26 protein-coding genes are annotated in these 25013 nt (G+C 67.8%); 11 read left to right on the top strand and 15 right to left on the bottom strand.

The annotated features are described in order from the left end of the window. Position 1: 1 nt before the first annotated feature. From HYU53_06705 to HYU53_06725, 5 genes are all read right to left on the bottom strand, one after another. The gene (locus HYU53_06705) at positions 2-817 is read right to left on the bottom strand and encodes a transposase (GenBank protein ID MBI2220883.1); all 816 of its coding nucleotides are present in this window, start codon (positions 815-817) and stop codon (positions 2-4) included. A 243-nt stretch (positions 818-1060) separates the two neighbouring features. Further along, positions 1061-1291, bottom strand: a complete 231-nt coding sequence (locus HYU53_06710) for a hypothetical protein (GenBank protein MBI2220884.1) — start codon at positions 1289-1291, stop codon at positions 1061-1063. 19 nt (positions 1292-1310) lie between these two features. Next, positions 1311-1898: a TlpA family protein disulfide reductase gene (locus HYU53_06715; GenBank protein ID MBI2220885.1), complete on the bottom strand. Its 588-nt coding sequence runs from the start codon at positions 1896-1898 to the stop codon at positions 1311-1313. Further along, complete coding sequence (locus HYU53_06720; GenBank protein ID MBI2220886.1) at positions 1895-2620, bottom strand: zf-HC2 domain-containing protein; 726 nt, start codon at positions 2618-2620, stop codon at positions 1895-1897. Before HYU53_06720 ends, HYU53_06715 begins: the two co-directional genes overlap by 4 nt. Before the next feature lie 66 nt (positions 2621-2686). Then, a complete protein-coding gene (locus HYU53_06725) occupies positions 2687-3244 on the bottom strand; it encodes a sigma-70 family RNA polymerase sigma factor (GenBank protein ID MBI2220887.1) in 558 nt (185 codons plus the stop codon). Positions 3245-3438: 194 nt separating this feature from the next. On the opposite strand from HYU53_06725, the gene HYU53_06730 reads away from it, so the two are divergent. The 3 genes from HYU53_06730 (at position 3439) to HYU53_06740 (ending at position 7360) form a co-directional block, all read left to right on the top strand. Continuing rightward, on the top strand, positions 3439-6552 hold the full coding sequence (locus HYU53_06730) for a PD40 domain-containing protein (protein MBI2220888.1): 3114 nt from the start codon (positions 3439-3441) through the stop codon (positions 6550-6552). A 74-nt stretch (positions 6553-6626) separates the two neighbouring features. Continuing rightward, positions 6627-6866 carry a zf-HC2 domain-containing protein gene (locus HYU53_06735; GenBank protein ID MBI2220889.1) on the top strand — a complete coding sequence of 80 codons (240 nt, stop codon included), beginning with the start codon at positions 6627-6629 and terminating at the stop codon, positions 6864-6866. Beyond that, the gene (locus HYU53_06740) at positions 6866-7360 is read left to right on the top strand and encodes an acyl-CoA thioesterase (protein ID MBI2220890.1); all 495 of its coding nucleotides are present in this window, start codon (positions 6866-6868) and stop codon (positions 7358-7360) included. The genes HYU53_06735 and HYU53_06740 overlap by 1 nt, the downstream gene beginning before the upstream one ends. A gap of 70 nt (positions 7361-7430) precedes the next feature. On the opposite strand, the gene HYU53_06745 is transcribed toward HYU53_06740, so the two are convergent. The 7 genes from HYU53_06745 to HYU53_06775 all read right to left on the bottom strand — a co-directional run bounded on the left by HYU53_06745 (position 7431) and on the right by HYU53_06775 (position 13421). After that, entirely contained in the window at positions 7431-9158 is a 1728-nt protein-coding gene (locus tag HYU53_06745; GenBank protein MBI2220891.1) for an AsmA family protein, read from the bottom strand. A gap of 15 nt (positions 9159-9173) precedes the next feature. After that, positions 9174-10721 carry a retroviral-like aspartic protease family protein gene (locus HYU53_06750; GenBank protein MBI2220892.1) on the bottom strand — a complete coding sequence of 516 codons (1548 nt, stop codon included), beginning with the start codon at positions 10719-10721 and terminating at the stop codon, positions 9174-9176. Between the two features lie 26 nt (positions 10722-10747). Then, positions 10748-11218, bottom strand: coding sequence for an NADH-quinone oxidoreductase subunit I (locus HYU53_06755; GenBank protein ID MBI2220893.1), 471 nt, complete (start codon positions 11216-11218; stop codon positions 10748-10750). Positions 11219-11220: 2 nt separating this feature from the next. Further along, on the bottom strand, positions 11221-11757 hold the full coding sequence (nuoB, locus tag HYU53_06760) for an NADH-quinone oxidoreductase subunit NuoB (GenBank protein ID MBI2220894.1): 537 nt from the start codon (positions 11755-11757) through the stop codon (positions 11221-11223). A 146-nt stretch (positions 11758-11903) separates the two neighbouring features. Further along, on the bottom strand, positions 11904-12164 hold the full coding sequence (locus HYU53_06765) for a ferredoxin family protein (GenBank protein MBI2220895.1): 261 nt from the start codon (positions 12162-12164) through the stop codon (positions 11904-11906). Positions 12165-12250: 86 nt separating this feature from the next. Then, a complete protein-coding gene (locus HYU53_06770) occupies positions 12251-12973 on the bottom strand; it encodes a helix-turn-helix domain-containing protein (protein ID MBI2220896.1) in 723 nt (240 codons plus the stop codon). 175 nt (positions 12974-13148) lie between these two features. Beyond that, positions 13149-13421: a hypothetical protein gene (locus tag HYU53_06775; GenBank protein MBI2220897.1), complete on the bottom strand. Its 273-nt coding sequence runs from the start codon at positions 13419-13421 to the stop codon at positions 13149-13151. 89 nt (positions 13422-13510) lie between these two features. Here HYU53_06775 and HYU53_06780 point away from each other — a divergent pair, with 89 nt between their 5' ends. The 7 genes from HYU53_06780 (at position 13511) to HYU53_06810 (ending at position 20537) form a co-directional block, all read left to right on the top strand. Beyond that, positions 13511-14746, top strand: coding sequence for a hypothetical protein (locus HYU53_06780; GenBank protein ID MBI2220898.1), 1236 nt, complete (start codon positions 13511-13513; stop codon positions 14744-14746). A 1-nt stretch (position 14747) separates the two neighbouring features. Then, entirely contained in the window at positions 14748-15434 is a 687-nt protein-coding gene (locus HYU53_06785; GenBank protein MBI2220899.1) for a hypothetical protein, read from the top strand. After that, positions 15434-17209 (top strand): HAMP domain-containing protein, encoded by a 1776-nt coding sequence (locus tag HYU53_06790; GenBank protein MBI2220900.1) that lies wholly within the window; start codon positions 15434-15436, stop codon positions 17207-17209. Before HYU53_06785 ends, HYU53_06790 begins: the two co-directional genes overlap by 1 nt. Continuing rightward, positions 17202-18569, top strand: coding sequence for a sigma-54-dependent Fis family transcriptional regulator (locus tag HYU53_06795; protein ID MBI2220901.1), 1368 nt, complete (start codon positions 17202-17204; stop codon positions 18567-18569). The genes HYU53_06790 and HYU53_06795 overlap by 8 nt, the downstream gene beginning before the upstream one ends. A 163-nt stretch (positions 18570-18732) precedes the next feature. After that, positions 18733-19221 carry a hypothetical protein gene (locus tag HYU53_06800; protein MBI2220902.1) on the top strand — a complete coding sequence of 163 codons (489 nt, stop codon included), beginning with the start codon at positions 18733-18735 and terminating at the stop codon, positions 19219-19221. A gap of 8 nt (positions 19222-19229) precedes the next feature. Beyond that, a complete protein-coding gene (locus tag HYU53_06805) occupies positions 19230-20117 on the top strand; it encodes a hypothetical protein (protein MBI2220903.1) in 888 nt (295 codons plus the stop codon). Between the two features lie 42 nt (positions 20118-20159). Further along, positions 20160-20537 (top strand): hypothetical protein, encoded by a 378-nt coding sequence (locus HYU53_06810; GenBank protein ID MBI2220904.1) that lies wholly within the window; start codon positions 20160-20162, stop codon positions 20535-20537. Positions 20538-21004: 467 nt separating this feature from the next. Here HYU53_06810 and HYU53_06815 read toward each other — a convergent pair whose 3' ends face one another. The 3 genes from HYU53_06815 to HYU53_06825 all read right to left on the bottom strand — a co-directional run bounded on the left by HYU53_06815 (position 21005) and on the right by HYU53_06825 (position 23860). Then, positions 21005-21775, bottom strand: a complete 771-nt coding sequence (locus tag HYU53_06815; protein ID MBI2220905.1) for an enoyl-CoA hydratase/isomerase family protein — start codon at positions 21773-21775, stop codon at positions 21005-21007. Positions 21776-21842: 67 nt separating this feature from the next. Beyond that, positions 21843-22688, bottom strand: a complete 846-nt coding sequence (locus tag HYU53_06820; protein ID MBI2220906.1) for a 3-hydroxyacyl-CoA dehydrogenase — start codon at positions 22686-22688, stop codon at positions 21843-21845. Next, complete coding sequence (locus HYU53_06825; GenBank protein ID MBI2220907.1) at positions 22685-23860, bottom strand: aminotransferase class V-fold PLP-dependent enzyme; 1176 nt, start codon at positions 23858-23860, stop codon at positions 22685-22687. The genes HYU53_06820 and HYU53_06825 overlap by 4 nt, the downstream gene beginning before the upstream one ends. Before the next feature lie 64 nt (positions 23861-23924). Here HYU53_06825 and HYU53_06830 point away from each other — a divergent pair, with 64 nt between their 5' ends. Next, entirely contained in the window at positions 23925-25010 is a 1086-nt protein-coding gene (locus HYU53_06830) for an efflux RND transporter periplasmic adaptor subunit (GenBank protein MBI2220908.1), read from the top strand. Positions 25011-25013 lie beyond the last annotated feature (3 nt).

Genomic DNA, 25013 nt, shown 5'->3' on the forward strand with positions numbered 1-25013 from the left:
GTCAGATCCCGAATTCGCGCGTTTTTCTAGGTCTGACCCTTTTGAGCATCTTTCCGATGGTCGACGGATGCACGTCGAGGAACTCGGCGATCTGCCGCATGGAATAGTGATGCTCCCGATACGCCACCGCCGCCTGCCGGTCGCGCTCGCGCCGGCGGACGACGCCGCAGAACAGGTCTGACAGGGATGGCGCTCCCTGTCGGCGATCCGAAACCGCAACGTCGAGCGGGGCGCGACGCAACAAGTCCGTGAAGCGCGCGACGAACGCGCGGTCGCCGATAATCGGGCCGCGCCACTTGACGGACTCGGCCCCCTGTCTCAGACCGTCTTCGACGTAGCGCCGGTAGCGCGCCGCCGCCTCCCCGTCGAGGGCGCCGAATTGCCCCAGGACCAGATCCGGCCAAAGAAACGACGGCCGCTCGTCGAAACCGGCCGTCGCGCGGTAGCTGCTCCACGGCCAGTCTTCCGGTTTCGCGACCATGTGCGCCCTCACGGGATTCAGCGCCACGTACCGGCACACGGTGAGGAGGTATCCATCCTCCTGCACGATCTTCGCGGTAAAGCGTCCCTGAAAGAGGTGTCCCTGCATGCTGTGGCGGCGGTTCCACAACGTGGCATACGTACCGTTCAGGTCGTGCATGGCGCGCGAGAGATTTGGATGCGTGGTGGTGACAACCGCGTGGTAGTGCGTGTCCATCAGACAGTAGCCATGACATACCAGCCCGTGCGTCGCCACACATTTGCCGAACACCTGGAGAAAGCACCTCCGGTCCTCGTCGTCGCGCACGATGGCCATCTTGCGATTGCCTCTCGACATGACGTGATAGGTCAGACCTGCAGCATCGATACGGAGGGGACGCGCCATGACCGATCGGCGTTCACAACGCGGGCCGACCCGACTCGGGGCGTTTTCTTGGGACTTTTCAGGGTTTCTTCAGCGGCGGGCAACAACGAATCGCAGTTTCAACCAGCGCCAGCACGGACGCTGATGGCGCATTCTGCAATCTGGTCCAAAAGGGTCAGTCCGAGAAAGACCTTCGAATTCGGGATCTGACCCCTACTAGCCTTCTTCTTCGTAATCGATCTCTTCGCGCGGCAGGGCCCGCGTCGCGGGGCGCTGGGCTTCGCGGTAGTCGTAAAGCGGCAGGTCGCGCACGTGGTGCGTCAGCGGACACGACGGGGACTTCGCCTCGAGCACGACGGTGACCGCCCGCCCCTCGACGCCTTCGCGGAACGCAACGCGGCACCCGCAGAACAACCGCGCGTGCGTGAACCCCTTCATGTTCCCCACGCGTCGATCATAGCAGATCTCAGATGGCGAGGAGCGCCTTCAACTCGCGCTCGAGCTGCTCCTTGGTGACCAACCCCATATACCTGCGGCAGATGGTCCCGTCCTTCGCGATCAGGAAGGACACCGGGATGCCCCACATCGGCCCGTACGCGGCATCGGTGATGTCGCTGCGATCGCTGCCGACCAGCACCGGATAGTTCATCTTCATCTGCTGCGCGAAATTCTTCAGCTGCTCCGGGGTGTCATCGGTCGAAATGCCAAGGACGACGAAGCCCTTGTCCTTGTACGCGTCGTACATCTCGACGAAGCCAGGAATCTCGTGCTTGCACGGCCCGCACCACGTCGCCCAGAAATTGAGCAGGATCACCTTGCCCTTGTAATCCGACATCCGAACGTCGCGCCCGTGCATGTCCTTCACGGTAAACGCCAGCGGCGCCGCCTTTCGCTTCGCGTCGCAGAAGGACGGGGCGGCACCCGCCGGCAGCGCCGCCGCGCCGTCCGGCTCCGTGCGATCGAACAACCGCGCCCCGAGCGGGATGGCGGCGAACCCGAGGAGCACCGCGAGGGCGGCGGCAAGCAGCCAGCGTGTACGAGTCGGCGTCTTCATTGCAGCGGCAGATCCTTCCTGATGATGGCGGCGAGGGCTTCCATCTCCTGCCGCGGTTCGCGCCCGACGAGCACGTACGTGCGGTCGTCCGACGACCAGACGATCGCTTCATGGCCGAATACATCGAAGATGCGCGGAGTCCGCCCTCCGTCGCGCGCGATGAAAAGCGAGAGCGGGCGTCCGTCGATCCTGTACATGATGTGCGCCGTGCCGCCCTCGCTGCTGTCGCAGCGCCGCACCCCGGCGAGGCTCACGCGGTCGTTCATCGCGGCGGGAACGCGAATCGGCCACCCGTAACGCTCGCGCCAGTACGCGGCCAGCTGCACGGGGGACCCGCTGACGCGCGCGCCGTTCATCTTCGAGCACTTCACGTGGTCGAGCGTGAGCTGCGCGGCCAGCACCGGCGTGCCCGCGTCGGTCCCGCCGAACCAAATCAGGGCGGCCAGGAGGCTGGCGGCGGCCGCCAGCGTGAGCGAAATCCAGCGGCGGGAGTGCCGCCCGCGACACAGCCGGGCGCAGCGCGCGCGCAGCGCGGGCGGCGCCCCCTCGCGCATGCCTTCGCGCGCCGCGCAGACCGCCTCCCGCGCGGCGCGTTCGGCGTCGATGCGGGTTCGGCACGGCGGGCACGCAGCGAGGTGGGCGCGCACGTCGGCTCCATCCGCGTCGGCAAGCTCACCGTCCACGAACGGCACGGCGAGGGGTTCGAGCTCTTTACATCGCATGCGCCGGCACCTTCGTCAGTTTCATCTCGCTCATCTGGCTCATCCGGCCCGTCCCGGCCGCCCGCCCTAACCCGGCTCCACTCCCGTGGTGAGACGCGCGTGGAGGAGCCGGCGTCCCCGTGAGATCCGCGACATCACCGTGCCGATCGGAACATCGAGCATGCGGGCGATGTCGCCGTAGGAGAACTCCTCGACGTCGCGCAGCCAGACGGCCTGGCGAAACGCCGGCGGCAACGCGTCGAGCGCTTCGCGCAGCCCCCTGCCAAGAGACTGCCGGAGCAGCACCTGCTCCGGCGAGTGGCTGCGAGGTCCCGCATCGACTGCGCGCTCGACGGCCTCGCTGTCCACGTCCACCGGATTCCTGCCGCGGTCGCGGAGCGTGTTCCGCCACGTGTTGTGGAGGATCGTAAACAGCCACGCCTTGAGGTTCGTGCCCGCCTGGAAGCGGTGCGCGGCGCGAAACGCCTTCAAGTATGTCTCCTGCACCAGGTCCTGCGCTTGGTCGGCGTCGCGCGCGAGCCGCAGCGCCGCACCATAGAGGCTGTCGAGGTGCGAGAGCGCGTCAGCTTCGAAGGCGTCGCGGCCATCCGGCCCGCGTTCGGCCCGTGGCCGGAAGAGCGGCATGGTGAACCTGCATGCGCGGACGCCTCCAAGATATAACCCGGGACGCCCGATCTTTATTCCCGGAGCCGGGATCCAGGCCGTTGCGACGGCCGTCTGAGCTACAGTAACATCCGGCGTGGCGAGGAATCGAGTCCAACGCCGGTTTGGCGGCGGGAGTGCCTGCCTGCCCGCCGCAGCGTTACCAGAGGTGCCCCATGCGTAAGCGGACCTGCCGCGGCGCCGGCCGTGTTTACGGCGCTGCCGGGCTGGCTCTTCTCCTGCTCACCGCGGGCGCGGCGGAACTCCGCGCGCAGACGTCGTTCGTGCCCTACTACGGCAAGAACCGCGTCAAGTATGACAAGTTCGAGTGGCACATCTACACCACTGACCATTTCGAGATTTACTACTATCCCGACCTCGAGCCGCACCTCGAGCGCGTGGCCGGCTACGCCGAGAGCGCCTACCAGCAGGTCAGCGCCGACCTCAAACACGATCTTGCCTTCAAGGTTCCCCTGGTCCTGTACAAGACGTCGAGCGAGTTCCAGCAGCAGAACGTGATCGGCGAGGAGCTGCCCGAAGGGGTGCTCGCCTTCGCGGAGCCGCAGCGGGATCGCATGGTGCTGCCGATCGACGAGCCGCCCGACCAGCTGTACCGGCTCATCACGCACGAACTGACCCACGTCTTCGAGTTCGACATCATCCCGCGCTCGCTCGTCCGGCGCGGCCTCCCGCTCTGGGTGGATGAAGGCCTCGCCAATTACGAGGCCGGGTTCTGGCATCCGTTGGACCTGATGCAGGTCCGCGACGCCGCGATTGCCGACATCGTCCCGAAGATGAGCGAATTCGAGACGCGGCCCCTGAGCGGCCGCCTTCCGTACTCGCTGGGCCACGCCGCCTTCGAGTTCATCGAATCGAAGTGGGGCAAGGAGGGGCTGCGCCAGTTCCTCTTCGCGCTGCGCAAGAGCGTGATCGGCGGCGGCGAGAACGCGTACGAGGAGGCGTTCCGCCTGAAGCCGGACGAGTTCGACGACCAGTTCGACAAGTACCTGAAAGACCGTTTCAGGGCCTTCCGCGACAAGGAGCGCCCGGTCGACTACGGCAAGGACCTCGCGCCGCGCCCTGACAAGACCCGCTACACGGTCGTCGTGTCGATCGAGCCCTCTCCCTCGGGCGACATCATCGCCGCGGCCGCCGGCAACCGGAAGGACCAGGAACTGGATCTCATCCTGATCTCGTCGAAGGACGGGCAGGTCATCCGCAACCTGACGAGCGGCTTCAACAAGGACCGCGGGTTCGAGTACATCACGACGCCCGGCGGGCTGCGCAACAACACGGTGTCGTGGATGTCGTGGGGGCCGACGGGCGACCGGCTCGCGTACTTCGTCCGCACCGAAAAGGAGAAATCGCTCATCCTGCAGAACGTGCTCACGCGGAAGATCGAGAAGCGATACGAGCTGAAGACGGTTGACAACCCGGAGTCGCCGGCGATCAGCCCCGATGGGCGCACGGTCGCCTTCTCGGGGCTGCGCGGCGCGGTGGCCGACATCTTCACCATCGATCTCGAGACCGGCGCGATCACCAATCTCACCAACGACGCGTTCGGCGACTACGGCCCCACCTTCGCACCCGACGGCAAGTCGATCGTGTACATCGCGCGCGTGAGCGGCAACGACAAGCTGTTCCGGCTCGACGTCGCGAGCGGCCAGAAGACGCAGATCACGTTCGGCACGCACGACGATGGCGGCGCGAAGTTCATCGACGCAGAGACGATCGTGTTCCCGTCCACCGCGACGGATCCGAACCAGCCCATCGATCCCGACGTGGCGCGCAACGGCAACATCTACAACCTGTGGACGCTCAACCTGAAGACGGGCGAGCTGCGGCAGTGGACCGACACGCTCGGGTGCAACGTCAGCCCGGCCGTCCTGCGCGACCAGGCGGCACCGCGCATCGCCTTCGTGACCTACTACAAGGGCGAGTACGGCATCCACACGCTCGCGCGGCGGGAGCCGATCCACAAGACCGCCTCGTCCGACTTCGGCGCGCCGGGCCCGATCATCGACTTCCAGGCGCCGCTCACCCACACGCTCGTCGCGGCGAACAAGCGGAAGAAGGGCACGTTCGAGAAGCTGTTCCTCGAGGGACGGCCGCCGGTCAACGTCGGGGTGACGAGCGGCGGGGACGTGTTCGGCGGTTCGGCGGTCACCTTCACCGACGTGCTCGGCGATCAGCAGTTCAACCTGTTTGCCGCGTCCGTGGCGCAGTACCGCACGCTGTCGTTCTCCTACGTCAACCTCGCGCGGCGCCTCCAGTACGCGCTGCAGGGGTTCTCGCAGACGCAGTTCTTCTACGGCTATCTGCCAGGGCTCGTCTACGACCCGACCTACGCCTTCATCGACCGCGACTTCGCGATCGCCACGCGCACGGCGCGCGGCGGCTCGGCCTTCGCGATCTACCCGATGAACCGCTACGCGCGCGTCGAGCTGTCGGGCGGCCTCTTCCAGTTCAAGGAGGAGTACGACGACCCCGCCGTCGAGGAGTTCGCGCGGCAGTACGAGGAAGCCGTCTACGGCACGCCGATTTTCCGCAACGGCACGATGATGCCGCTCGGCGTCACCTTCACGCAGGAGACGACCGTCTTCCGCGAGTTCGGGCCGCTGGCCGGCAACACGGTCCGCATCGGCTACGAGTTTTCTCCGAAGGTGGGCGACTTCCTCTCGCGCCAGACGATCGAAGCGGACGCCCGTTACTACATGCGGATCGGCACGACCGGCGTCCTGGCGCTGCGCGCGCGGGGGTTCAACAGCTGGGGGGACTTCCCCGATTTCCTGTACTTCGGCGGCAACTCGGAGATGCGCGGGTACGAGTACCTCGAGTTCCTCGGGCACAAGGCGATGTTCGCCAACGCCGAGCTGCGCTTCCCGCTGATCGAGGCGATGCTGACGCCGCTGGGCGTCATGGGAGGCATCCGGGGCGTGTTCTTCTTCAACGTGGGGGCGGCGGGCCTCAGGGGGCAGCCGCTGAAGCTGTGGTCGACCGAGCGCGAGGTCGTGGAGACGGTCGCCGACGTGGTCTTCGATCCCCTGCGCAACGCGTTCGTCACGGTGCCCGGCGAGCCCAGGCTGATCTCCGGGTTCCGGCTGAAAGACGCCCGCGCCTCGTACGGCATCGGCCTCGAGACGTTCGCCCTCGGCTTCCCCATCCACTTCGACTGGTCGTGGCGCACGCTGTTCAACAAGGACTGGGAAGACGCGCTCTACGGGCTGCGCGGGGGCAGCGGCTGGTTCCGCAAGGCGCGGTTTGACGTGTGGATTGGGTACGACTTCTAAGGAGTTGCTGTCGTGGCCATTGGTCGGTGGTCGGCCACCACGACCAACACTGGCCACTGGCCACCGGCTACGACATGAAACCCTGTTCGAGAGTCATCTCCCTCCTCGCCGATTATCTGGAGCGTCGCCTGCCGGCTGACGTGCAGGCCCGTCTCGAGCGCCACCTCGCAGACTGCGAAGTGTGCCTGCGGCAGCTCCGCACCTACGAGTCCACCGTGTCACTGCTCCGGTCGCTCCAGGAGGAGGACCTGCCGGGGGAGCTCCGACTCCGCCTGCGGGCCTTCATCGACCGAAAGCACTGCTCCAACAACTGATGGATCTCACGCCGAAGCGACCGTCCGAATCCGCCACCGAAATGGTGCAGGTCGTCCTGCCGAACGACGCGAACCCGCTGGGGTTCATCCTCGGCGGCACCGTCATGCACCTGATCGACATCGCCGGCGCGATCGCGTGTCATCGCCACACGCGGACGCTGCTCGTCACCGCCGCCGTTGACGGCCTGCAGTTTCTGCACCCGATCAAGGTGGGGGACCTCATCATCCTGCGTGCGCGCGTGACCGCCGCGTGGGACACCTCACTTGAAGTGGAAGTGGAAGTTTTCTCGGAAGAAACGCTGACCGGCGTGCGCCGGCTGACGAGCCGCGCGCACCTGACCTTCGTGGCGACGGATCGACAGGGCGGGCGCGTCCGCATCCCGCCCCTCGTCCTCGAGACCGCCGAGGAGCAGCAGAAAGCGGCGGAGGCCGCGGTGCGCCGCGCGGAGCGCCTGAAGGCGCGCGCGCGGTTCCGGGAGAACGTGCCTTCCTAGAAATCACCGCGGAAGGCGCGGAACCCGCAGACACCACTTGACTGTTCAACGTATTCTGCGTGTTCCGCGGTCAAGGAATCTTCAGGAGCCCTTTCAGGCCGCGCTTCTCGAGCTGCTTCTTCAGCTCTTGTTTCGCCGCGTCGCGCACCGCGGCGCCGGCCTGGATGCGGTACGCCGGCGCGTCGAACGGCCCTTCGATCGCGATCGGCACGGCGACGTTGCCCGCCTGATCGCTGCGGGCGCGCAGGAGGTAATCGATCCGCTCCCGCACGAGGTCGATTGTCCCCTCGCCGGTGGCCGCCAAGTCGGGAGCCTCGAGCTTCAGATCGCGGCTCCGGGCCACGCCGCGGACGATCGTCGTGCTGCCCGTCAGCCGCGTGAACTTCGTCCGATCGGCGGGATCCGGCTGCACCGCCGCCGGCTTGCCGCGAAGCGTATCGGCCATGGCCCGCGCCTGCGCCAGGAACTTGAGCAGATCGGCCCCCTCGATTCGCCCATCGCGCACGGACATGCTCACCTGCCCGCCGAGCGCGTCCATGAGGCGCGACGGATCGGCGGCCTCGGCCTCCAGGCTGAGCGAGAGATCGCCGGTCCCCGAGAGCGCGCTGATCGACCGCGCGTCGGCCAGCAGCGGCTGCACGCTGACGTTCGTGAAGGTTCCGTCGAGATGGTAGGTCGCGGCCTCCTTCCCGCGCACGTCCACGCGCGCCGCCAGCTCGCCCCGGCCGCCGTACAACGCGCCGCGAATGGGCGCAACGGAGATCACGCCGTCGCGGGCCGTCGCGACCGCGCTGACGCCGGAGAACTGCAGCCCGAAGGCGCGCAGGCGCTGCGCGGACAGCTCGACGCGGGCGACCAGCTCACGCAGTGACGCGTACGGATCAGCCGGGGACGAGACCGCCGATGCCGCGACCGCCGCCGGCAGGTAGCGATCGACGTCCAGCGAGTCCACCGCGAGGGCCGCGTCCCACGACGGCGTCGCGCCGGCGATCATCGTGGCCGCTCCCTTCAGCGTGCTGCCGTCGAGCGACGCCACGAGGTCGCGCAGCTCGGTGCGGGCGGGCGACGAGGCGACGCCAGCGGCCAGCGAGACGGCCGTCATGGCCTTCGCGTCGGCGGGCGCGTACGCGATGCCGAGCTGCGACAGCAGGGCGCGCAGGTTGAACGTGCCGGTCTCGAGCTGCCCGTCGAACACGGGAGCGTCCAGCACGCGCTGCGCGCGGACGCGTCCCGCGAACGACATGCCGCCCGCGGTCCCCTTGAGGTCGGACAGGTCGAGCCGCTGCTCGGCGACATGGAACACCATCCGGCCGTCCAGCGCCACCGGCACACCCGGGGCGTCGTCAGGGACCAGCGTGAATCTGAGCGAGACGTCCGTCGCCTCTCCGCCGCCGAAGGCGCCGGTCGAGACCGCGAGGTCGCGCAGCTGGTACCCGGCGAGCGAGATGCGGCCGCCGGCGCCCCGCACGCCGCCGACTTCGATCGCGCCGCGGATGAGCGGCAGCAGCCTCACCCTCAGGCCCACCTCGGCGAAGCGCGCGAATGGGCCGCCGCCGGCTGCGGCAGGCTGCGCGACGCTCACGTCTCTGAGTTCCGCGCCCAGCCAGGGAAAGAACGAGAGGCGGATGGGCCCGCGCAACGTCAGCTCGCGACCGGTCTGCTGCCTGATGTACTGGGAGGCGCGGGCCCGCAGGTCCTGCTCGTCGAACAGGAGCCACAGCGCCGCGGGGGCCGCAACGACGAGCACAATGACGATGGACGCCACGACGAGCAGGATCCGGCGCGCGCGTGTAGCCATCGGTCCTCCGGGAATCTAGTTGCTCAATGACAGCGTGCTGCGCTCCAGATCGATCGTGACGGTGTATCGGCTCAGGAACTGGTGACCGACGATTCCGCCAAGCTGGAACCCGAGCAGGGCGCTTGGCGCCTCGAGGTTCAGCACGACGACGGCGGTCTTCGGCATGAGCAGGCGTTGAAACGCCAGATCGACGTTTGGCATCAGGAACGCGTCGGGATCCCAGCCCGACGTCCCGTACACCTTCAACGCAATGCGGCGCCCTCCGGGCGGCGGGAGCAAGCCGGCCGTGGACTGGCTGATCGAAATCACCTCGCCACCCGTGTCGACGACGAAGTTCGCGCGGTGCGAGTTGTTGACGAGCCCCTGCACCATGGCGAGCCGGTGCAGCCACAGCGGCAGATCCAGCGCGTCGGACCGCCGCGGCAGGGATGCACCGAACGTCAGCAGGCGCAGGCGGTAGTCGATCGTCATCGACATGCCAAGCACGAGCGGCGAGAACGCCTCTGCCTCGCGCGTCGGCATGCCCTGGAGCGGCGGGTTCTTGATCAGGCATGGAACGTTGGTGATCGTCATCGTGCCGATCTGCAGGCGGTCGATGCTGCCGACCTGGAGCCCGCGCCATCCGGCTTCCCCAACGCCGGCGCTCTTCACGTAGGTCACCGCCTTCACGCCCGCGCGGCTCGCGAACTGCTGCGAGACGATCGTCATCTCTGCGCCCGTGTCGAGCACGAAGTCCCGATAGTCGCCGCCGTTCACGCGCGCCTTGACGACCACCTTGTCGCGCACGAGGCGGAACGGGACGACGTGGATCCCGCTGTCGGACACGACCTCCAGGGGATGACGGTCGTCGAACGAGCGCAGGAAGCGGACCTGCGCGCGCGCCCACGCCGCCTTTTCGCTCTTGTCGCGGTTCGGCAGCAGGTTGACGTAGTTCTCGAAGGCGGCGGCGGCCGCCTCGAACTGGTTCATGCGCTGGTAGATTGCGCCGAGCGTGTACTGATACTCCCCCTCGGTGGGAAACGCGCGCAGGGCCGCCTGGGCGGACGTGATCGCTTCATCGAGCCGGCTGCGCGCCGCGAGCACGCGGGCCAGCCCGTGGCGCCCCCGCGCGAGGTCCGGATCGATCGCGAGCGCATCGCGCTGGGCGTTTTCAGATTCCTCGAAGCGCCCCAGCGCCCACAGCGTGTCACCGTAGATCGAGCGCACCTCCGCCGAACGCGGATGGTCACGAACCGCAGTCTCGGCCTCGGCAAAGGCGTCGCGGAATTCGCCCACCCGGAGCAGCGAGGTGACGAGGCCGGTTGCGGAGGGCACGGCGACGTGCGGCGCCGCGGTTGCCCCTTCGGCACGGCTCAGGGCAAGCGCGCGGCGAAAGGCGTCAATCGCCTCGAGGTAGCGCCCGTCTTTGAAGAGGAGATTGCCGAACTGCAGCTGGATGTCGGCGTCGGCGCGCTGCGGCGCGCCCTGAGCCGAGTCGAAGGGCGCCCCCTGAGCTGAGAGCGTGAGGACGAGCGCCAGCGCCGCGGCGGCGCTCGCGCCCGCAAGCCGAAGCCTCTGGCGCATGGGGCCAGATTCTAGCCCGGAATGCGTTAATGCGTGTAGCGCTCGATGGGGACCCCGTCGTACATCTGGTCGATTCGGAGCACCTGGAAATCGCGGCTGTAAGTGCCGAGCTCGTAGTCCTCGCTCATGATGAGCGCCTTGACCGGCTTGGTGGGGCACACCTCCGCACAGAGCCCGCAGAAGCTGCATCGCGAGAGGTTGAAGTCGAAGTAGTCGAGGACCTTCAGCTTCGACCCCGGCTCGCGGTGTCCGCCGAGCGCGATGAGGTCGTCCGGGCAGGCCTTCGCGCACTGGTCGCAGACGATGCAGGTCTGCGCGCCGGTTTCCGGCTCGACCTGCAGCCGCAGGACGCCGCGGAAACGCGGCGCGACCGGCCGGCGTTCGGCGGGGTACTGAAACGTGAAGGCCGGCTGCGGCGTGTAGCGCAGCGTGAGCCACAGGCCCTTGAGGATGTCGACAAGGAAAATCGTGTTCAGGAATCTGGTCACGGCCGCCACGGCTATGCCTCCGCCTCGAGCACGCGCGGCTCGCTCTGCCCGACGGGAATCAGGCGTTCCTTGCGGAAGATCGTGCCCTCGCGTTTGATCTTGTCCTGCAGCCGCATCAGGCCGTACAGCAAGGCTTCCGGTCTGGGCGGGCATCCCGAGACGTACACATCCACGGGGACGATCTTGTCCACGCCCTGCAGCACGCTGTAGGTCGGGAACGGGCCGCCGGCATTCGAGCAGCTCCCCATCGAGATGACCCACTTGGGCTCCGGCATCTGGTCGTACAGCCGGCGCAGGACGGGGGCCATCTTCTTGGTGACGGTCCCCGCAACGATGAGCAGGTCGGCCTGGCGGGGGGACGCACGGAACACTTCGGAGCCGAACCGCGCGATGTCGAAGCGCGAGGCGGAGGCGGCCATCATCTCGATGGCGCAGCACGCGAGGCCGAAACCCATGGGCCAGAGCGAGGACTGGCGTGCCCAGTTCAGGACGTTATCCAAGTTCGTGGTGATGAAGTTGTCCTCGAACTTGTGCTCGAACAAACCCATATTGAAACCCCTTTCGGGGGAAGAGCAGGGAGAACGCGGATTGAGAATGAAAAACTCAGAGAGAAAATCGGCGGACGGTCGCGGCACCGACCACTCTTATCTTACATTCCCTTTCCCCGGATCCTCAAATTCTCAAACCCTCAAATCTACTTCTGGTAGTACTGCGCGTTCACCGGGATATAGGTCTTCCACTTCTCGGGTGTTTCATCGAGCGCGAAGATCGCTTCCACGGGGCACGCCGGCACGCACGCGCCGCAGTCGATGCACTCGTCCGGGTGGATGTAGAGCATCTCGGCGGTCTGGAACTCCGGTTCGTCCTTGCGTGGGTGAATGCAGTCCACCGGACACACGTCCACGCACGCCGTGTCCTTGGTACCGATGCAGGGCTCACAGATGATGTACGCCAATTCCCTCCTCCAATCCTTCACGAAAACCCCAGCTCACGCTCTCAATGCTCAACCCCTCACATCCTCAACTCCTCGACGTCCGCGCTTCAGGCGATCGCGGCCGTCGCCGGCAGATATCCGAGCCGCATGGAAATCAGCCGCGCGAGCTCCCACGCGGCGCTCGGCGCGGCGCCGGCAAACGTGCGCTCGTCCGGCCCGTGCGTGAACACGCCGACGCGCGCCACTTCCCTGCCCGTGTAGTCGAACACGGGCGCGCACGTGCAGAGCATCCGCTGGGCGTCGGGCGAACTGGGCGGCGTGCCGAGCCGCACGACCACGCTCTCGCTCTGCGCGGCGTCGCGGGGTTTCGCGAGCCGCACGCAGCTCAGGCGCCGCGTGGCTTCACGCTCGAAAAAGACGGCGCAGTGCCCGGGCATCTCGCGGCCATATGCGGTGTAGGTGCCGATCTCGTCTGCCCCGGTGCTCCAGATGTAGGTCACCTCGCCAACCGCCGGAACGGCAAAGAACGCGCGCTGTCCCGTGCGGACGACGTGTTCGCGGATGACGGGATAGGCGTGCAGCCGTAGCTCCGACCGCCCCATCTGCCGGAATGAGAGGTCGAGCATCTTCAGGGTCAGGCTGTAGCGCGACGTTTCTTCGTCCTGGCGGACATAGCCGCGCCGTTTCAACACGCCGAGCAGACGGTGCACGGTCGGGGCAGGCATGTCGAGCGTGCGGGAGAGCTCGCGCAAACTGAGCCCGCGGGTCGAAACGCTGAGCGCCTCGCAAATTTCGAGCGCTTTTTCAAGAGACGTAGCGCGTTCCATCATGCGGAATCTCGTTTCATATTTTATCTTATCAGGGGTCAGATCTAGAAATCGCACTTTCTTCTTGGGTCGGCACCTTCGGCGGGCCCTGAAATCGAGGCCTTTCAATCGGCGACCGATATCTCCCCGGGAAAACAGCTCGGATTTGGGGGGGCAGACCACGAAAAAAGTGCGATTTCTAGATCTGACCCCTCATGATCAGTGTGCCGGGGTTCAGGCGGCGGAGGTCGGGCTCGGGGTAGGGGGACACGAGGAGGATCACTTCCACGACCGCGCCGCCCCGCGTGACGGGGCCGCGCGACACCCGCGGCGGCCGGCCGCCGTACAGCCGGGCCAGGCGCGCACGATCGAACAGCGCCGCGCCATCGAACACCTCGGTCGCCGCGACGGGCTCAATCGTCCACGACCGCGCGTCGGAGGACGGAAAGCGCTCGCGATAGAACCGCGCCACGGTGTCGATCGAATCTGGCGTGCGCGCAAACCGAAAGCGCGCGGCGCGCCACACACCAGGGCATGAACGGACGAGCATTATAATCGCGCGTGAGCCGCCACATGCTGTCCCGCGCCGTGCTGACTGCCGCGCTCGCCGCCGCGCTCACGCTGAACGCCCCGCCGGCGTCCGCCCAGTCTCTGCCGGCCTCGCCGCTGGTCTTCGCCAGCGGACGCGTAATCATCGGCGGCGACATCGCCGCGACGATCAGCGAACGCGACGACGTGGGCTGGTTCAACTACACCGACTACGAGCACGACGCGCTGCGGCTGTTGCGCGTCGGCCTCACGGGCGAATGGCGCATCGCCGGTCGCGTATCCGTCCTGGGCGATTTCCGATCGCAAAACGGCGAGGACCTGCAGGCGTTCGCCGCCTTCGTGCGCGTGCGGCCGATTGCCCGCCTGCCCCTCGACGTGCAGGCGGGAAAGATCCCGCCAACCTTCGGCGCGTTCGGGCGCCGCGTGTATTCAAATGACAACCCGCTGATCGGATACCCGCTCGCCTACCAGTACCTGTTGTCGCTCCGCCCCGACGCGATTCCGGCCTCCGCCGACGACCTCCTCCGCATGCGGGCGCGCGGCTGGCGTTCATCCTTCCCGGTCGGGTCCCCCGAGCCGCGTCCGGGAGTGTCGATCGTCGCGGGGTTCGCATGGGACGCGGGCGTGCAGCTGCGCGGAGGCACCGATCGGCTCCAGGGGGCGATCGCCGTCACGAACGGCTCGCTGTCGACGCCGCGTTTCTCGGATGACAACGGCGGCAAACAGGTCTCGGGCCGGGTGCAGATTCAGCCGGTCTTCGGCCTGTTCATCGGCGTGTCGGGCGCGCGCGCGGCCTGGCTGGACAGAAACGTCGAGCGCCGCGTGGCGCCAGGCCAGCCCTCGCCGTCGCAGCGCGCCATGGGGGCCGACGCCGAGTACTCGCGAGGCCACTGGATCGTGCGCGCCGAGGCCGTTCGCAGCACCTGGACCGTCCCGGGAGTGTTCTCGGCTGCCGGCAAGGTGGATCTGTCCGCCACGGCGGCCTGGATCGAGGCGCGGTACCGGGCGACGCCGCGCCTTTTCATCGCGGCGCGTGCCGACGGCATGACGTTCTCGAAGATCTCCGGCACGCTGTTCGGCGGGGCCCCCACGGAATGGGATGCGCCGATCAGCCGGTTCGAACTGGGGGGCGGGTGGTACTTGCAGCGGAATCTCATCGCGAAGGCATCCGTGCAGCGCAACGCACGCGATGGCGGCCGGCAGGCGAACCGCACGTTCGTCGCGGCGCAGGTCCTCTTCTGGTTCTGAGATGACGCGAGCTCTCGCCGCCGTGCTTCTGACGCTTGCCGCCTTCGCGCTGCCGGTCACGGCCGGCGGGCGCGCCAGCGGCGCGATCCGCGGCCGGATCGAGCTGGAGGAGACGATCTCCGCCATCCAGGCGCGCCCCAACGTCGGAGACCTCGGCAGCCGCGGGCACCGGGGCATCAGCGTCGATCAGCGGCGCACCGTCGTCTACCTCGAGACGGCGCCCCGCGGCGCATTCGAAGATCGCGGCGACATGCGCGCCCGCATGGACCAGCGCAACGAGACGTTCGTGCCGCACGTCCTCGCCGTCATGGCGGGCACTACGGTGGAGTTCCTCAACAGCGACCGGACCTACCACAACGTGTTTTCGCTCTCACGGATCCGGCCCTTCGACCTTGGCCGCTATCCGACGGGCAAGTCCAAGTTCATCCGCTTCGAGCGGCCGGGAATCGTCCGAGTGTTCTGCGATATCCACTCGCACATGTCCGCGTTCATCCTCGTGTTCGGGCACCGCTTTTTCGACGTGGCGGCCGCCGATGGCCGCTTCCGGATCGAGAACGTGCCCCCGGGCACCTACACCGTGGCAGTCTGGAACGAGACGCTGCCGAAGGAATCCACCCATCGCGTCACCGTGCCCGACGAGGGAGGCGAGGTCGAGCTGAACGTGACGCTCGGCCGCGGGCGGCAGTAGTGTCGATCATTTCGTCGCTCAGCAACCGGATCTTCTTCGCGACGGCGCTGCTGGCCGTCGTCTCGATCGGCGTCGCGGTGTACCGCGTGAACGTCGCGGTGACCGCGCAGGCGGAACGCGAGCTGCAGCGCGGCCTGGATGAAGCGGCCACGCTCGTCGAAAACTACCGCCGCACGCTCATCGAACATTACCGGCGCGAAGCGCGGCTCATCGCGGACCTACCCAAGCTCAAAGCGGCGGTCGAAACCAACGATCCCCCGACCGTGGAGCCGATCGCGCGCGAGTACCGGCAGCAGCTCGAGGCCGATCTGTTCGTCATCACAGGGCGCGGCGGGCGGCTGCTGGCGGCGATCGACGCGCCGGCGGCGGAGCACGTCGCGCGGCTCGACGGCGTGCGCGCCGCGCTCGCCGGGCGCGAGGCAGTGTCGTTCTGGCCGGCGGCCGGTGGCGTGCGAGAGGTCGTCTCGGTGCCGATCCTGCTGCTGGGCCCCGGAGGACCGGAGCTGTTCGGAACGCTGAACATCGGCTTTGCGCTCGACGCGCGCGCCGCCGCGCGGCTGAAGGCGCTCACGGCCAGCGAGATCGCGTTCCTGTTCGACGGCGAAATCCAGGCGTCAACCCTTCCGCGCGAGCACTGGCCCGCGATCGCCGACCTGGCAGGCCGCCCGGACGCCACGCACCGCCAGCTGGATGGCGAGGAGTACGTCGCCGTCAGCCGTGCCCTGCTCCGGGCGTCTCCGGCCAACGGGGGCACACCCGCGGGAACGACGATCGTCCTGCGATCGCGCACCGAACGGCTGCGCGTGCTGTCCGGCGTGCACAAGGCGCTCGCCGCCACCGCCCTCATCGCGGTGCTGGCCGCCATCGGCCTGAGCTTCGCGCTCGCGCGCACGGTGACGCGCCCGTTGGGCGTCATCACCAACGCGATGCGCGAACTCGCCTCGTCCGGTGACCTGACGCACCGCATTCCAGAGCCACCCGCCACGGCGTGGGACGACGAGGACGCCAAGCTGCTCGCGCGTACCTTCAACACGATGACCGCGTCGATCGCGCGGTTTCAGCGCGAGGCGGCCCAGCGCGAGCGCCTGTCGTCGCTGGGGCGGCTGTCCACGGTGATCGCGCACGAGATCCGCAACCCGCTGATGATCATCAAGTCCGCGTTGCGCCCGCTGAAGCGGGAGAGCGCCACGCCGGAGCTGCGCAAGATCGGCGAGGACATCGAGGAAGAGATCGCGCGGCTGAATCGCATCGTGTCGGACGTTCTGGACTTTGCCCGCCCGATCCGGTTCGAGCTGGCGCCGGCCGATCTCAACGTGATCTGCCAGGACGCCGCGCGCGCCGTCTGGCCGGAAGGCGCCGGGCAGGCGCCGGACATCATCGTCGAGCCCGCATTGCCGATCGTCGTCACGGACGCCGAGCGGCTGCGGCACGCGCTGATCAACGTGCTCACCAACGCGCGGCACGCCGCCGAGGCACACGCCACGCCCGGCCGCGCGGCGCGAGTCTCGCTGACCACCGAACGACGCGGCGCCACGGCGCGAATCACCGTCCGCGACAACGGCCCGGGCATCACCGCTGACGCGCTGCCGCGCGTCTTCGAGCCGTTCTTCACGACGAAGCGCACGGGCTCCGGTATCGGCCTGGCCATCGCCAGGAATATCATTGAAGGCCTCGGCGGGACGATCGCCGTCGCGGCCAGCGGCGCTCGAGGGACGGCTATTGCCGTCGAGTTGCCGGTGTCGCCGCAGGCGGAAGCGAGGTCGGTGAGTGCGTAAGGTCAAGGGCTCGGTCCTCCTGGTCGACGACGAGACGAAGATACGGGTGGCGCTGGCCAGCGCGCTCCGGGAGGAGGGGCACGAGGTGCTCGCCACCGGCAGCCCGCGCGAGGCGCAGCAGCTGCTCTCGCAACGGCTCTTCGACGTGCTGGTCGTCGACAACCTCATGCCCGAGCTCACCGGCCTCGACCTGATTCGCGAGATCGCTGCCGCCACGCCCCTCGCCGACCGGCCGCAGATGATCATGATGACGGCGCACGCCACGATCGAAAGTGCGATCGAGGCGATGAAGCTCGGCGCCTCCGACTACCTCCAGAAGCCTTTCGCGATCGACGAGCTGCTGGTCATCGTGGACCGCGCGATGAACCTGCAGCGCCTCAGCACCGAGCACGGCTACCTGCGGAGCGAGCGCGACCAGGAATTCGGCAACTACGGCATCGTCGGGCGCAGCCGCAAGATCGAAGAGGTCATCCGGACGATCGATCTCGTGGCGCAGTCGCGCAGCACGATCCTCGTGACCGGCGAGACCGGCACCGGCAAGGAGCTCGTCGCGCGCGCGATTCACCATCGCAGCGCGCAGCGCGATATGCCGCTGATCAAGGTGAACTGCGCGGCGATCCCGGACACGTTGCTCGAATCCGAGCTGTTCGGCCACGTCAAGGGTGCGTTTACCGGAGCGGTGTCGAACAAGAAGGGCAAGTTCGCGCTTGCCGATGGCGGCACGATCTTCCTCGACGAGATCGGCACGATGGCCACCGCGCTCCAGGCGAAGCTGCTGCGCGTGCTGCAGGAGCGCGAGTTCGAGCCGCTCGGGTCCGAGCGGAGCCAGGCCGTCGACGTCCGCGTGATCGCCGCGACCAACCGCGACCTGCGACAGATGGTGGCGGACGGAAAGTTCCAGGAAGACCTGTACTACCGCCTCAATGTCATTCCGCTCGCGCTGCCGCCGCTGCGCGAGCGGCGCGACGACATCCCCGTGCTGGTCGACCACTTCATTCGCAAGCACGCGCAGAGGGCGGGCAAGCGGATCGACGGCATCGAGCCCGCCGCTCTGAAAGCGATGCAGCAGTACGACTGGCCCGGCAACGTGCGCGAACTCGAGAACGCGCTGGAGCGGGCCGTCGTGCTCTCGACGACGCCGACCATCCAGGCCTCGTCGGTGTTCATGCTCGGTGCGGCCGGCACGGCAACGCCCGGACTGCCCTCCTTCAACCTGCAGCAGAACCTCGTGTGGGTTGAAAAAGAGACGCTGCGGCGCGCGCTCGAAAGCGCCGGAGGCGTGAAGAAGGACGCCGCGGAGCTGATGGGCATCAGTCAGCGCGCCATGAGCTATTACCTCACCAAGCACAAGCTGGAATAAGAGGGGTCGGGAGCCTTTTTCGGCCTGCGTCAGCCGAAAAAGGCTCCCGACCCCTTTTTACGTGCGACGTAAGCCGTTACTGCCAGCGTAACGACTCGCCTTCACAAACCTAAATAAGCCAACCATTTAAAGCGCGGCATCCTGCTTGCCATTCGTCAGCCGTATGACAGCAGCACACCCGTCGCTCGTCGTGGTTCGGCTCCTCGAGGCGCTCTCCGTCCCCGCCATCGTGGGCATGCTCAGCATTGCCACCGCATGCGGTGGTGGCGGGGGCGGCGGCGCCGGTTCCTCCACACCGACCGCCCCATCGCCGGGCGGCGGCAGCGCCGCGCCGTCGGCGACGATCATGATTGGATCGAGCGTCACGCCGGCAGATGTCCGGATTGACACGGGCGACAGCGTCCGCTTCGTGAACGACTCGTCGCGGGTACACGAAATCAAGTCGGACCCGCATCCGACTCACGGGAGCTGCCCGCCGATCGACCGCTCCGGCACGCTGCAACCGGGTGCGAGCACGGTGGTGGGACCGTTCACACTCACGGGCACCTGCCACTACCACGATCACAGCGACCCGGAGAACGCCTCCTTGCGCGGGCAGATCCGCATCGGCGTGGACAGCCCCGGGCCTGGGCCCGGCTACCTTCGCCCGTAGGAGTCCTGATGATCATCGCCGCTACGCTTCTGGCGTCACTACTCTCGCTGCCGTTCCCGCTCCCGCAGGCGACACAGGTCGGGACGGCGGGCGCGCCGTCCCAGGAGATCGATTCGCAGGAAATCGATGCGGACACGGCCGACGCGCGCCTCAATCCGGCCCAGCCCGATTTCACGCTCGTGGCCTTGCCCACCGCGCTGCGCGTGCCGAGGCATAAGAGCGCGTTCCGCGTCACGCACCGCTTCACGCGTGCGCTCGGCCAGGGGGACTTTGGCGATCTCACGTCGGACCTGTTCGGGCTCGACTCCGGGGCCCAGATCGGGCTCGAGTACCGGGTCGGCGTCATCCGGGGCGGCCAGATCGGCGTACACCGCACGAACGACAAGACGATCCAGCTCTTCGGACAGTACGACCTGGTGCGCCAGGTGGAGGGCCGGCCGCTCGGCGTCGCGGCGTACGTGTCGGTGGACGGCACCAACAACTTCCGGGACCGCTATTCGCCGGCGCTCGCCGCCGTGCTCTCACGCGAGTTCGGCAGGCGCGGCGCCGTGTACGTGGAGCCCATCTGGGTCGGCAACAGCAACCCGTCGGACGACACGGCCAACACCGCGGCGGAGGACGACAGCACGTTTCTGCTCGGCGTCGGCGCGCGGCTGCGCGTGCGGCCCACCGTCTATCTCGTCGGCGAATTCACCCCGCGGGTCGCCGGCTTCGATCCCGGCGTGAACCAGGCCAGCGTCGCGATCGAAAAACGCGCGGGCGGCCACGCGTTCCAGCTCAATTTCTCGAACGCCTTCGGCACGACCATGGGGCAGATTGCCCGCGGCGGCCCCAGGGCGTTCGACGGCGGCAGCAACTGGTATCTCGGCTTCAACATCTCGCGCAAGTTCTTCTGAGGGGGAAAACGGATGCGCTCGAGGGTCATTTCCGGAGCCGTCATGACGGCGGTCCTGGCGGGAGCGGTCGCCGCATGCGGGGGCGGTGGTGGCGGGTCGTCGCCGACCGCTCCCTCCGGTGGGGGCGGAGGCGGGACGGGACCTGTCGGCGCGACGGTCACGATCACGTCGACCGGCACGAACAGCGTGACCGTGAACGTCGGTCAGTCGGTGGCCATCGTGAACAACGATTCGCGCACGCACAACATCGCTTCGAATCCGCACCCGGCGCACACCGACTGCCCCGCGCTCAACGTGGGAATCCTGTCGCCGGGCCAATCAAAGACGACCGCCGCGTTCACCGCGGCACGCACGTGCGGGTTCCACGACCACGACGATCCGGGCGATTCGCGCTGGATGGCGCAAGTGACGGTTCGGTAGGCAGCCGCGGCGGCTCGCCTGCCAACGAGTGGGAGAAATGGCGGGGTTTGTGTTGGCGCGGATGGGCCGCGGCAGCAGCTCCGGCAGCCCCGCCACTCCCAGTTCCTTGAAGCGCTGCGCGCCGGGTGCTGGGTGCGGCACGAGCCGCAGGGGAGGACGACAGCGACTATTTGACAACGTTGCAGGATTCATGTAGAAACGCCGAACGTCGCACCGCCCGTACGCGGTCGGCGGCCAGCAGATCCTGTCCGGTCCATGAGCACGGTGGCGCGCATCCAGCCGCGTGATCGGATCCTCACCGCCGTCGGGGCGCCGGCTGACAAGGCCGCCGCCTTCACCCCGCATTGACGCGAGGACCAGGGATCTTACGGCGTCGTTGCACGACCTGACCGGCCGGACGCTGTACACCGTGGAGCTGCCACCGGACTAAACGGGGTCGCCGATGTGCGCGGCGGCGCCGGGATTCGCTACGTGCCGCTGAACTTCGGCCTTCGCTTCTCGAGGAATGCGGTGGCGCCCTCCTGCTTGTCGTCCGAGTCGAAGCAGATCGCCTGCGCGAGGGTTTCGATCAGAAGGCCGGAATCGAGGTCGACGCGCGCCGAGGCATTCAGCGACAGCTTCGCCAGGCGCGCCGCCAGCGGTCCGAGACGCAGGATGCGGTTGGCGACATCACGCGCGCGCGCCATCAGCTCGGCCGGCGGCGCGATGACAGACACGAGGCCGAACTCGAGCGCGCGCTGCGCGTCGATGATTTCGCCGGTCAGGATCATGTGCTTCGCGCGTCCGAGGCCGATCGTCCTCGGCAGCCGCTGCGTCGCTCCCGCCGCCGGGATGATCCCGAGGTTCAGCTCCGGCTGCCCGAACTTCGCCGTTTCCGACGCGACACGGATATCGCACGCCAGCGCGAGCTCGCACCCTCCGCCCACGGCGTAGCCGTTGACCGCCGCGATCGTGGGCCGCGGGAATCGCTCCACCGCTGAACACAACGACGAGTTGATCGCCGCCAGGCCGTCCTCGAGCGTGCGACGGCGAATGTCGTTGATGTCGGCGCCCGAGACAAACGCCTGGTCCCCCGCCCCGGTGATGATCAGCACGCCGACCGAGCCGTCGCGCCCCAGCTCCTGCAACGCCGCGTGGCACTCGTTGACCGTTTCGAGGTTGAGCGCGTTCCTCACCTCGGGCCGGTCAATCGTGAGCGTGGCAATCTGCCCGTCGATTTCTACCGAGATGTTCCCCATCCCTCGTTCTTCCCTTCTGCCTTTTCCTTGTGCCTTGTGCCTTGTGCCTTTTCCCTGTTGCCTTGCACTAGTACTCGTACACCCCTCGGCCGACCTTCCTTCCCAGACGGCCTGCCTTCACGTATTGCACGAGCAACGGACAGGGCCGGTACTTCTCGCCGAGGCTCCGGTGCAGGAACTCGAGGACGCTCAAGCGCGTGTCGAGGCCGACCAGATCGACCAGTTCGAACGGGCCCAGGGGGTGGTTCAGCCCGAGCTTCAGCGCCTTGTCGATGTCGCGCGCCGACGCGATGCCTTCCTGCAGCATGTAGAACGCCTCGTTGCCAATCAGGGCATTCACGCGGCTCGTGACGAACCCGGGAGATTCGCGGATGACCACGGTCTCCTTGCCCATGCGCCTGGCGACGTCCTCGACGGCCTGCAGCGCCGCGTCAGACGTCTCGAGCGCCCGGACGATTTCAACGAGCTTCATCTTGTGAACCGGGTTGAAGAAATGCATCCCGGCGGCGCGCGCCGGGTTGCCGAGTGACCCGGCCATTTCCGTGATGCTCAGCGCCGAGGTATTGGTCGCGATGACCGCCCCGGCTGGCGCGAGCCGCTCGATCTGATGAAGCAGCTCGATCTTCAGATCGAGCCGCTCCGGCGCCGCCTCGATGACCATCGCCGCGCCGGCGAGCGCCTCGCCAAGATCGTTCGTGGTGCGCAGCCGGCCAAGCGTCGCATCGGCTTCGGCCCGCGAGACTTTGCCCAGCTCCACGCCTTTCGCGACGATGGCCTCGATGGCCGCGCGCGCCCTGTCGAGCATCGGGGCGGACACGTCGTACAGCCGCGTCTCGAACCCCCCGGCCATCGCCGCATGCGCGATGCCGTGCCCCATCGTCCCCGCACCAATCACCGCGATCGCGTCGATCATCCGCCCCCCTGCAGCTCGACCACCTCGTCCAGCACCTCCATCGCGTGCCGGACCTCGTCGCCGGTGTTGTAGAAATGCGGCGCGATCCGAATGCCGGCACCCGGCCGGTGGTCCACGATGACCTCGCGACGGATCAACTCCCGGGCGACGGCCTCTCCATTGGGAACGTCGAGCACCACCGTGCCGCCACGCCCGTCGTCATCGATGGGCGTGTTGATGCGCCAGCCGCGCGCCTGTGCGTGCTCGATGATGCCACGCGTGAGGCGCAGCGATTTCTCGCGGATGGCCGCCACGCCGACCTCGTTCACGATCCTGCAGCCTGCGCGCGCCGCGTAGAGCGCGGGCACGTTGGGCGTGCCGGATTGAAAGCGCTCGGCCGCGTCTGCCGCGTACTGCGTGGCGCCGGTGGCAAACGCGAACGGGCGCGCGTGCGCCGCCCAGCCGGTGATCGCGGGTTCCAGCTGTGGCGCCAGGTCCGGCCGGACGTAGAGATATCCGGCGCCAGGCCCGCCGCAGAGCCACTTCACCGAGCCGCCCACCGCGAAGTCCGCGCCGGCCGCGCCGATCGAAAGCGGCATGGCTCCGGCCGCCTGATAGACGTCGAGCACGACACGCGCGCCCACGCGGTGCGCCTTCTCGACGATCGCGGCGGCGTCCTGGATGCCGGCGCTCTTGAACAGGACCAGGGACGCGATGGCGAGCACGGTCGAATCGTCAATCGCGTCGAGCGTGGCCTCGAGCGGCACGCGGATGCCATCCGGCGCCGCGACGTACTCGATCCGCGCGCCGTATCGCCGGAATCCCTCGAACAGGTACATGTTCGAGGGGAATTCCAGCTCGCTCATCACGATCTTCCGGCGTCGCCCGTCGTAGCTGTGACACGACGCGATGATGCTCTGCGCGACCGTCACGTTCTGGTGCATCGAAATCGTGCCGGGTGCCACCCCCAGCAGCGGCGCGAGCAGGTCACCGGTCGTGCGTCCGATTTCCCACCAGCCCTCGTGCCACGCGCGCACCCCGCGGCGCCGCCATTCCGTTGCGAATGTCAACAGCTCCTGCTCTGCCGCGCGCGGCATCGCCCCGAGCGAATGGCTGACCAGGTACGTACACGTCTCGAGGATGGGAAATTCGGGGCGCCAGCGGGCCAAGGGGTCGGAACATTCGGCGCTCATCGTGAGTCTTATTCTATTCGGATACAATTAGACGTTTCTGCCCAGTCCCACGGAGTCCGTTTACATGCCACGATGCACCTTTCCTTTTCTCCTCCTTCTGCTGGGCGCTGCCGGTTGCAGCGACGCGCCGCAGGCCGGAGGTCCCGGCGCGCCCGGCGGCGGAATGCCGCCGGCCGAGGTCAAGACGATGACGCTGGCGCCCAAGCCGGTGCCGCGCGCGTCAGAGTTTGTCGCCACGATCCAGTCGCGCGCCTCCACGACCATTCAGCCGCAGGTAGAGGGGCTCGTCACCCGGATCTTCGTCAAGTCGGGCGACCGCGTGCGCGTGGGACAGCCGCTCGTCCAGATTGATCCCGACAGGCAGCAGGCCAGCGTCGGCAGCCTCGAAGCGTCGCGCGCGGCGCGCGAGGCGGATGTCGCCTACGCGAAGCAGCAGCTCGACCGGATGCAGAAGCTGTTCGACGCCGGCGCGGTCAGCCGGCAGGAGCTCGAGCAGGCGCAGACGGCCCACCAGACCGCGCAGGCGCAGCTCAACGCCATCCGGCAGCAGATCCGGCAGGGGCGCGTGGAGCTGCAGTATTACCGCGTCACGGCCCCGGCGGCCGGCGTCGTCGGCGACATCCCGGTTCGCACGGGGGACCGCGTCACCCCGTCGACCGAGATCACCACCATCGACCAGGCGCAGGGCCTCGAGGTGTACATCAGCGTGCCGCTCGAGCAGGCGGGCGAGTTGCGCGTCGGCCTTCCCGTCGAACTGCTCGACTCGGACGGCAAGGTTCTGTCCGCGCATTCGATCACCTTCGTCGCGCCACGCGCCGACGATGCGACGCAGTCGGTGCTCGTCAAGGCGCAGCTCCGCGAACGCCCGCAGGGGTTTCGCGTGATGCAGTACGTCCGCGCGCGGATCGTGTGGAGCAACGCGCCGCAGCTGACCGTGCCGGTCGTGGCGGTGAACCGGATGGCGGGCCAGTACTTCGTGTTCGTCGCCGAATCGGGCCAGCAGGGCACGGTCGCCCGGCAGAAGCCGGTCACGGTGGGCGAGATCGTCGGCGACGACTACGTCGTGCGCGGCGGGCTCAAGCCCGGCGAGCGCGTGATCGTCTCCAACCTCCAGAAGATCGGCGACGGCGCGCCGGTCAAGCCGAGCTAAAGG

Source organism: Acidobacteriota bacterium (assembly GCA_016184105.1).
Taxonomy (GTDB): Bacteria; Acidobacteriota; Vicinamibacteria; order Vicinamibacterales; family 2-12-FULL-66-21; genus JACPDI01.

Coding starts and splice junctions, on each gene's coding strand:
- HYU53_06820 (MBI2220906.1), bottom strand. CDS start 22,688: ATGATCGACGCGATCGCGGTGATTGGTGCGGGGACGATGGGGCACGGC.
- HYU53_06725 (MBI2220887.1), bottom strand. CDS start 3,244: ATGCCGCTCTTCCGGCCACGGGCCGAACGCGGGCCGGATGGCCGCGAC.
- HYU53_06800 (MBI2220902.1), top strand. CDS start 18,733: ATGACAGCAGCACACCCGTCGCTCGTCGTGGTTCGGCTCCTCGAGGCG.
- HYU53_06785 (MBI2220899.1), top strand. CDS start 14,748: ATGACGCGAGCTCTCGCCGCCGTGCTTCTGACGCTTGCCGCCTTCGCG.
- HYU53_06705 (MBI2220883.1), bottom strand. CDS start 817: ATGTCGAGAGGCAATCGCAAGATGGCCATCGTGCGCGACGACGAGGAC.
- HYU53_06750 (MBI2220892.1), bottom strand. CDS start 10,721: ATGCGCCAGAGGCTTCGGCTTGCGGGCGCGAGCGCCGCCGCGGCGCTG.
- HYU53_06720 (MBI2220886.1), bottom strand. CDS start 2,620: ATGCGATGTAAAGAGCTCGAACCCCTCGCCGTGCCGTTCGTGGACGGT.
- HYU53_06740 (MBI2220890.1), top strand. CDS start 6,866: ATGGATCTCACGCCGAAGCGACCGTCCGAATCCGCCACCGAAATGGTG.
- HYU53_06810 (MBI2220904.1), top strand. CDS start 20,160: ATGACGGCGGTCCTGGCGGGAGCGGTCGCCGCATGCGGGGGCGGTGGT.
- HYU53_06805 (MBI2220903.1), top strand. CDS start 19,230: ATGATCATCGCCGCTACGCTTCTGGCGTCACTACTCTCGCTGCCGTTC.
- HYU53_06730 (MBI2220888.1), top strand. CDS start 3,439: ATGCGTAAGCGGACCTGCCGCGGCGCCGGCCGTGTTTACGGCGCTGCC.
- HYU53_06815 (MBI2220905.1), bottom strand. CDS start 21,775: ATGGGGAACATCTCGGTAGAAATCGACGGGCAGATTGCCACGCTCACG.
- HYU53_06745 (MBI2220891.1), bottom strand. CDS start 9,158: ATGGCTACACGCGCGCGCCGGATCCTGCTCGTCGTGGCGTCCATCGTC.
- HYU53_06715 (MBI2220885.1), bottom strand. CDS start 1,898: ATGAAGACGCCGACTCGTACACGCTGGCTGCTTGCCGCCGCCCTCGCG.
- HYU53_06770 (MBI2220896.1), bottom strand. CDS start 12,973: ATGATGGAACGCGCTACGTCTCTTGAAAAAGCGCTCGAAATTTGCGAG.
- HYU53_06735 (MBI2220889.1), top strand. CDS start 6,627: ATGAAACCCTGTTCGAGAGTCATCTCCCTCCTCGCCGATTATCTGGAG.
- HYU53_06830 (MBI2220908.1), top strand. CDS start 23,925: ATGCCACGATGCACCTTTCCTTTTCTCCTCCTTCTGCTGGGCGCTGCC.
- HYU53_06825 (MBI2220907.1), bottom strand. CDS start 23,860: ATGAGCGCCGAATGTTCCGACCCCTTGGCCCGCTGGCGCCCCGAATTT.
- nuoB (MBI2220894.1), bottom strand. CDS start 11,757: ATGGGTTTGTTCGAGCACAAGTTCGAGGACAACTTCATCACCACGAAC.